5 protein-coding genes and 3 pseudogenes are annotated in these 7,226 nt (G+C 54.9%); 4 read left to right on the plus strand and 4 right to left on the minus strand.

Annotated elements, in window-relative coordinates:
- Window positions 1–49: 49 nt before the first annotated feature.
- Window positions 50–706, minus strand: coding sequence for a GerAB/ArcD/ProY family transporter (locus tag QJ48_RS08680; protein WP_054973239.1), 657 nt, complete (start codon window positions 704–706; stop codon window positions 50–52).
- Window positions 672–1,520, minus strand: coding sequence for a spore germination protein (locus QJ48_RS08685; RefSeq protein ID WP_054973240.1), 849 nt, complete (start codon window positions 1,518–1,520; stop codon window positions 672–674). Before QJ48_RS08685 ends, QJ48_RS08680 begins: the two co-directional genes overlap by 35 nt.
- Window positions 1,521–1,726: 206 nt before the next feature.
- Between QJ48_RS08685 and QJ48_RS08690 the strand changes: the two genes are divergently transcribed.
- The 4 genes and pseudogenes from QJ48_RS08690 (at window position 1,727) to QJ48_RS39470 (ending at window position 6,028) form a co-directional block, all read left to right on the plus strand.
- Window positions 1,727–4,120: a penicillin acylase family protein gene (locus tag QJ48_RS08690; protein WP_054973241.1), complete on the plus strand. Its 2,394-nt coding sequence runs from the start codon at window positions 1,727–1,729 to the stop codon at window positions 4,118–4,120.
- Window positions 4,121–4,420: 300 nt separating this feature from the next.
- Complete coding sequence (locus QJ48_RS08695) at window positions 4,421–5,143, plus strand: sugar phosphate nucleotidyltransferase (RefSeq protein ID WP_054973242.1); 723 nt, start codon at window positions 4,421–4,423, stop codon at window positions 5,141–5,143.
- Window positions 5,140–5,653 (plus strand): annotated as a pseudogene (locus tag QJ48_RS35730) (dTDP-glucose 4,6-dehydratase); the annotation flags it as partial. The gene QJ48_RS08695 and the pseudogene QJ48_RS35730, both read left to right, overlap by 4 nt.
- A gap of 39 nt (window positions 5,654–5,692) precedes the next feature.
- The gene (locus tag QJ48_RS39470) at window positions 5,693–6,028 is read left to right on the plus strand and encodes a DUF4214 domain-containing protein (protein ID WP_082420416.1); all 336 of its coding nucleotides are present in this window, start codon (window positions 5,693–5,695) and stop codon (window positions 6,026–6,028) included.
- Between the two features lie 447 nt (window positions 6,029–6,475).
- Here the strand turns inward: QJ48_RS39470 and QJ48_RS38600 are convergent.
- Both QJ48_RS38600 and QJ48_RS39150 read right to left on the minus strand, forming a co-directional pair.
- Window positions 6,476–6,695 (minus strand): annotated as a pseudogene (locus QJ48_RS38600) (glycosyl transferase); the annotation flags it as partial.
- A gap of 150 nt (window positions 6,696–6,845) precedes the next feature.
- Window positions 6,846–7,226, minus strand: a pseudogene (locus QJ48_RS39150) (hypothetical protein); the annotation flags it as partial.

Here is a 7,226-nt window from a genome sequence, read left to right on the forward strand (position 1 = left end):
GAAAGGCCCTGGGTCTTTGCGTTGTGCCGCGTGTGCAGGCGCAGGGAAGTTAATTCCGCGAACGGAAGGAGCCGGCGATCAACAGCACGAGCGGAATGAGCAGCGAGAAGGTCAGAGCGAAGGCCGTCCACAGCTTACCGGTCAGCTCGACCATATATGCCATGTTCGGTGAAATGGCCAGCGAATACACGAAGATGATGACCCCGAGCGGCAGGAGCAGCGGCCTGTAGTCCTTCAGCCGGCACAGCTGGGCGATGCCGAGCGCAATCAGCTTCATGTAAATGCTGAAAAACCAGATTCCCGCCATAAACGCTTCAATACGCTGAAGAAAATCGCCGACGTTAATTTTTTTGGCCAGCAAATAGCTCGGATACGTCTCGCGCGCGGTCAGGCTGGGGCCCAGAACCAGAATGCTCGCCGCCGTGATAACGAACAGCATCAAGCCGCCGATTCCCGTGCCCGCGACAAAGGCTTGCGCGACCTTGGTTCCCGACGTGCGCTTCACGTAAGGAAGAATCATAAGGAAAATGGACAATTCCATAAACGGAAAACCGATGTACGTCTTCACGCCCATGAGAACGGGAGTGATGCCATGCTCAAGCAAAGGCTTCGCCTGCTCGATCTTGATCTGCGGGCTCACGAACACGACCAGAAACAGAAACAAAAAATGATCATCGGGAACATGAGTTCCCCGCCGCGACCACATCGGGACGCTCCGTATTGTACATCGTCGGAAATGGCGTAAAGGTCTCGTCCTGAATAAACTCTTCGATGTTGCCGCTTTCCAGGATACCGTCGATTTCGATCCGCTTTAACCGCTGTCGCACTTCCTCGACGACGCTCTCGTTCACAATGCCGTCAACGTACATCAACGCGACATCGGTTCTGGTCACGCAGCCGAGCTGCACGTTCTCCACCCGAAGCCTCGTGTCCTTGATCCGCCTGCGAACCAGCGTCGTGTTCATCCGGATTAACTCGGTAAAACTGTCCAGCGGACCGCGGACGACCGTCTGCACGTTCGACTCGCTTACCGCCCGGCCTTTCGTCTGTCTCGTATCGACCGTAAGCGCGCCAGCCTCTCCGTTCAGAAGCACGATCGTATGCCCGGATAGCATATTCCCGGTCAAGGCCGCCAGCTCGGTCTCGATTCTCGCGGATGCGACCGTGACGGTGAACTGGAGCAGCCGCTCCATTCCCGACGACTGCGAGGCCGCGGCGTCTGAAATCCCGACTTCCCTGGCTTGGATCATCAGGTTTTCGAGCAGCCGCTGCACGATTTCGCTGTTAGCAATACATTCGGTGTACACGACGGCTGCTTTCGTCTCGCCTGAGGCTCCGAGTGTGAATTCGCGAAATATGACGTCCGAGCTGTTGCCGAACACCCGGCGCAGCACGTCCAGATTGTCTTCCAGACGGGAAGACAGCCGGCCGCTTGGCTGTGACGGCGGAGGCGGGGCAGAAGCCGGCTCGGACTTCGGCCGCTTGGACTTGCGAAGCAACGATAAAAAAGTCAGGAGCACCGCGATCGCCTTCTTTTTTCCAGCGTTTGAAAATTAGTATGAACGGAGGATTGGCAAAGTATGTATGTTCGATCTGCCGTTAGACGAGCAAGGAAAAACAAAAATGAAAAGAATAGGAAAATAAAATTTATATGGGAATATATAGAAATATATCGACCAATTCGAAGGACTGATCATTCATTCATTCATTAAAGGGGGAGGTTCACTTGTCCAAAGCGAAAAAAATACTGCTGTTCTCTTTATCCGGTGTTTTGGCGTTAGGGGCCATCGCAAGCGGAGGCAGCTATTGGTTTGTCCGCCATGCGCTCGCGAAGACCGAGGGCGAACTGATTTTGGGCGTATCCAAGCCGGTGTCCGTCATGCGGGACGATTACGGGATTCCGCACATTTACGCTTCGAACGAGCGTGATTTAATGTTTGCGCAAGGGTATGTCCATGCTCAGGACCGCCTCTGGCAGATGGAGCTGGCGCGTCGTTCCGTCAGCGGAACGCTGGCCGAAGTATTCGGCGAAGCCTCGCTGCCGCAGGACCGGTTTAACCGCACGATCGGGTTCAGACGAATGGCAGACCAACTGATTCCGAAGCTGGACGAACGGACCAAGGAAGCGCTGCAGGCCTATGCGGACGGTGTCAACGCCTTTCGGGAAAAGGGACCGCTGCCGATCGAGTATACGCTGACCAGCGCTCCTTTCGAGCCATGGCAGATCAGCGATTCGATCGCTATCGGCAAGAACGTGGCATGGTATCTGGGAGATAACGCCGTCACGGAGCTGTTCGTAAGTTCGTCCTTGAAGAAGCTCGGTTTCGACAAGACGCAATCGCTTTTCCCGGAAATCAGGCCGGTTGAAGGTGGGGCCGTCTCTCTGAAGGACGGGGACGCGCGGAAGCTCGTCGACCTTATTGATGCATCGCGCCGATACGGCATTCCCGGCGAGGGGCTCGGCAGCAACAACTGGGTAGTCGCCGGAAGCAAGAGCGTAACCGGCAAGCCGCTGCTCGCCAACGATATGCATCTGCAGCTGGGCGCGCCTTCGATTTTCTACCAAAATCATCTGACCGTCTCCGGGCAGTACAGCGTAACCGGTGTGATTTTTCCGGGGCTGCCGGGTGTCGCAGCCGGACATAACGAGCACATCGCCTGGGGCTTTACCAACTTGAACCCCGACGTGCAGGACCTGTACATAGAGAAGCCGAATCCCAACAATCCGCACCAGTTCGAATATGAAGGCCGTTACGAAGACGCCATCGTAATTGAAGAAACGTATCGCGTCAAGGGAAGGGCAGAGCCCGTTCGGGGCGAAACGGTAATCACCCGGCACGGCCCCATCATTACGGATATCGTCAAGGAAATCGGTTTGTCGGAACAGACCAGCCAGCCTCTGGCCCTCCGCTGGACCGCCTATGATACCGGACCCGGCAACGAGATCACCGCTTGGCTGACGATGAACAGAGCCAAGAACCATGACGAGTTTGAACAAGCGATGCGTCTTTTTGCTGCGCCTGCCCAGAACATTGTGTATGCGGACGATCAGGGGAACATTGGCTGGCGGGCGAACGGTAGGATTCCGATTCGCGCCAAGGGGGACGGCATGCAGCCGGTGCCCGGCTGGACCGGCGAGTACGAGTGGAAGTCGTATATACCATGGGAGGAACTGCCGCACGCCTGGAACCCTCCGGAAGGTTACATTGCCACCGCCAACAACCGCATCGTCGATGACAATTATCTCTACTTTATTACCAATAACTGGTCGGAGTCGTACCGCGCCGACCGGATTCACGAGATGCTGCGGGAGAAAGAGCGATTGACGCTGCAAGACATGCAGCGTATCCAGGGGGACTGGAAAAACCTGCAGGCGGTCCAATATCGGGATATCTGGCTGCCCATTTTGAAGCGGGGCTCCTGGAACGCGTCCGAACAGCAGGCACTGCGCACGCTGGAGGAATGGATGCGGGACCCGATCGACGCCCCCAATCTGGTCGGCCCGTCCATATTCCACACCACGCTGAACAAGGCGATGCAGAAGCTGCTTGAGCCCCAGCTTGGACCGTCTCTCTACGCCGATTTCCTATCCACCGGATTGAGCGGCAGAGCGGTAAACGAGCTGTTCGCGGGCAAAAACAGCAACTGGCTGGCAGGCACCGACGGCACGATCGAGCAGGCTCTGCTTGACGGCTTCAAGGAGGCTCTGCGCCTCTTGGAGCAGCAGCTTGGCGGCAAGCAGGAAAAGTGGGTGTGGGGAGCGATTCATACGCTGACGTTCGAGCATCCCCTCGGCGCGATGAAACCGCTCAATCTGATCTTTAACGACGGTCCGCACCCGTACGGCGGAAGCAATGTTACCGTGGGCGATGCCTCCTACTCGCGCAAAGAGTTGCCCTTCGAGGTAGTTGTTGGGGCCCCGTGGCGTTTCACCGCCGACCTCTCCAACTTAAAAGCATCGGAGGAGATTATGATCATGGGGGCCTCCGGTCAGCTTGGGAGCGCGCATTATTCGGATCAAACCTCGATGTGGCTCACCGGGCGCTACAAAACGATGTATTTCGATGAGGCGGATGTTGCGGCTCATACGAAAGCGACGCTTGTCCTCCGTCCGCGCTAGAGGAGGGGAGCAAGGTGAGGAGCATTTCTAACCGCAATCGCGGTTGGGGATGCTTTTCCTTTGATAAGAGAAAAGGTAATACAAAACTACGGTAGAAACGGCAAGCACAGCGGTTGATGCAAAATGAGAAAGAAGGGAAAAGGAGTATGCGAAGTGTTCCCGCCTACCACGCCAGCAAGGATAAGAGCCAATTTTTTCGTCTTATGCGATAAGCGTCCATAAGCTTCTGTCAATGGGAGCATATCATTTAACTATGCTAAAAAATATGCCAACCATTGTGCAGAAAGGGGCGGCCGCTTGATGAAAGGAGTTATTCTTGCCGGAGGATCAGGTACCCGGTTAAAGCCGATGACCCGGTTTCTTAATAAGCATCTGTTGCCTGTCGGTCCTTACCCGATGATTCATTACGCGATTTCCAAAATGGCCGAGGCGGGAATCTGCGATATTTTGCTCGTTACAGGAAAACATTCCGGCGGATTGTTTATGGACTATATCGGCAGCGGCCGGGAGTGGAACGTCCGTCTGTCGTTTAAAGTGCAGGAAGAGCCGGGAGGCATCGCTCAGGCTCTTGCCTTGGCGGAGGGCTTCGTTAATCCCGGGGAAAAATTCGTCGTGCTGCTCGGCGACAACCTGTTCGAAGACTCGCTGACGGAGGAATTCGCCCGCTTCAGGGAGCGGCCGGAGCAAGCACACGTGTTCTTAAAAGAAGTTGAAGATCCCCGCAGGTACGGAGTGCCGGTCATGGACGGCTCGCGCATTGTGCGGATTGAAGAGAAGCCGGAATTGCCGAAGTCGTCCTACTGCGTGACCGGCATCTATATGTACGACGCCGGGGTGTTTGACATTATCCGAACGGTCCAGCCTTCCGCGAGAGGCGAAATGGAAATTACCGACGTGAACAATATGTATGCGGCCCGCGGCATGCTCTCCTACGGCATACTGAGCGGATGGTGGATCGATGCGGGAACCCAGCTTTCGTTCAGGGAGGCCGCCCAAAGAATGGCAGGGGAGGCCACGCCATGAGGCAGATGCTTGTAACCGGCGGGATGGGGTTCATTGGCAGTAATTTCGTGGGTTATTGGCGGGAGCATCATCCTGCGGATATCGTCGTCAATCCTATGCGGGCAATTTGCGCAACCTGGCCGATCTGGAAGAGGGGCCGCACGATCGTTTCGTTTGCGGCGATATTGCCGATGCGGACTTTGCCGCCAAGGTGATGGCGGAAACACAGATCGATACGGTCGTGCATTTTGCCGCCGAATCCCACGTCGACCGCAGCATTGCGGACCCACAAAGCTTCGTCAGAACAAATGTTCTTGGCACGTGCTGCTGGAAGCGGCATAGCGGCAGGGTGTTACCCGGACGCCGCTTGCTCCCAACAGTCCTTACTCGGCAAGCAAGGCGGGGGCGGATCTGCTTGCTCGCGCGTACTTCGAAACGTACGGATTCCCCGTGATCGTCACCCGCTGCTCGAATAACTACGGGACTTTCCAGTTTCCGGAGAAGCTGATTCCTACCACCATCTCCCGGGCTTAAAGCTGTTCGAAACGGTCGTTCTTAGCGAGAGGCCGCCTGGGTAGCTTCCCGGTTTCAACTGTCGAATTTAATGTACGAAGCGCCGACCATCGGGCCGTTGCTGCACGGGCTGCTCCGTCAAGACAACGCCCATACGTAACAGGGCTTTATCGCGAGTTGTTATGTAGGGAGCCGGATCAGGAGGGCTTGGCCTGCCATTTATCTGAATTGGCTTCCGGCCATTTAAGATTTGCTTTGTTTTACCAATTCGGCACTTTGGAGGAGTGCTCCCGGCTTCTGTCGCTGCCGAGTTCCCGCCCTCTTGCGCATAAGAAATTCTTGCGCATTCATTGCGAGCATCAGAATGAACATCAGACAGGGGCCGTACACTAAGCGATACTGCGTTATCTGCAAAGGCAGGCTGTTATCTGCCTTTTTGTTGTTTTGGGAAGCAGTTGGCTGAAATAGTTGGCAATAATGCGATATGGGCCGGCAAATGCTCTGTGATCGATTGTAGCCGGACAGCGGCATCAAGCCCTATAACCGCTTATACTCAATAACACAAAGGACAAGCTCTTAGTCCGGCAGGTACTTATAAACGCCATAATCTGAACGTCATGCTCAGGCATGGATTTTCCTTGCCTCGGGCGAGATGGTACATGCTGGTTCAACAAATATGGAAAATGCAACGGTGGACGTTGTTCCACCGATTCTTTAATCGTTTGTCCGTGCAAGGTTGAAGCATGGTTCGCCATACGTTTTGTGCCAGATAAATGGTCGAGCTTTCCTGTCGTCTCCGAGATAATCACCACGAAGCCGGGAACGTTGGATATTCTGCTCAAGCAGGAGCAGATAATCGACCTTTGGTAAGATTGTTTTGCCAGGGAAGCCGAACGCTTCAGTTGTACCCGAAATTCTGAAAAGGCTCAAAGTGAACGGTGCCGGGTATGCCGTGCTCTGCGCAAGTAGAGCACGTATCGTAAATCGAAACGTAATCGATGATGGATTTTGCTGCATCCAAACATCTTGCAATAATTCGTCATTCATTTTTTATATTCATGCATAGGCAAATTTTCTTTCCGCAACGTTTGTTGATGAAGGTATAGGATTGATCACGATGTATCCCTCGCTTTTTTACAGTTTCCGAGCTATGGATTAAAAAAGAGGCTGTCGAGAGAAGCCCTCGACAGCCAATTCGTATTGGCGGAACTTATCTGTTATAAATAAAGATCATTACGGCCGGATGCGCAAGTTTCGCCTTAAAGCAGCCTTTGAGGTCCTTAAGGCCCTTGAGGCCCTTGAGTACCTTGAGGTCCTTGATCGCCTTGCGGCCCTTGGTCGCCCTGAGGTCCTTGATCGCCGGTAGCACCTTGCGGCCCTTGGTCGCCCTGAGGTCCTTGATCGCCGGTAGCACCTTGCGGTCCTTGGTCGCCCTGAGGTCCTTGAGCGCCGGTAGCACCTTGCGGCCCTTAGCACCCTGAGGTCCTTGAGCACCGGTAGCGCCGGTAACACCTTGCGGTCCTTGATCGCCTTGAGGCCCTTGAGCGCCAGTAGCGCCGGTAGCACCTTGAGGTCCTTGGTCGCCCTGAGG

Origin of the sequence: Paenibacillus sp. A3, assembly GCF_001399685.1 — a bacterium.
Lineage (GTDB): Bacteria > Bacillota > Bacilli > Paenibacillales > NBRC-103111 > Paenibacillus_G.

What these genes read in the sequence shown, in the direction of transcription:
- QJ48_RS08680 (WP_054973239.1), bottom strand. Translation starts at nt 706, where the DNA reads ATGTGGTCGCGGCGGGGAACTCATGTTCCCGATGATCATTTTTTGTTT.
- QJ48_RS08695 (WP_054973242.1), top strand. Translation starts at nt 4,421, where the DNA reads ATGAAAGGAGTTATTCTTGCCGGAGGATCAGGTACCCGGTTAAAGCCG.